Source organism: Campylobacter sp. JH32 (genome assembly GCF_017846535.1).
GTDB classification, from domain to species: Bacteria; Campylobacterota; Campylobacteria; order Campylobacterales; family Campylobacteraceae; genus Campylobacter_D; species Campylobacter_D coli.
In genome coordinates this window covers 1-291 of sequence record NZ_JAEQBS010000057.1, presented here as the reverse complement: position 1 = coordinate 291, position 291 = coordinate 1, and the positions used below count along the sequence as shown (strand labels likewise).

Below are 291 nucleotides of genomic sequence, written 5' to 3'. Positions count from 1 at the left end.
GCTTATCGTGGAAAAATGATTGCTGATGTATTAAAACTTCATATACAAGATAAAACGCATTTCATCACAGCTTATATTAAAGCTTACCATGAATGGTTGCTTTATTTTATAGAAAAACTAGAGCAAAGAATAAATATTATCATCAATTCTTTTAAGGAAACCCAATGACCATACTAGAAAAAAACATACAAGCTTTATTAAGTGGGGTAAATGAACCCTTAGGAAATAAACTTTTAAATTTCATACAAAATAAAACTTGCTCTCGTTTTAATATAGATGAAAATTTAAATA

At 26.5% G+C, this 291-nt stretch carries 2 protein-coding genes; both read left to right on the top strand.

From position 1 onward, the window contains the following. The coding region (locus tag KAR67_RS09795; protein ID WP_225982082.1) for a hypothetical protein at nucleotides 1-168 on the top strand (168 nt) is incomplete at its 5' end. Then, nucleotides 165-291: hypothetical protein (locus tag KAR67_RS09790; protein ID WP_223209639.1), on the top strand; the 127-nt coding region annotated here is incomplete at its 3' end. The genes KAR67_RS09795 and KAR67_RS09790, both read left to right, overlap by 4 nt.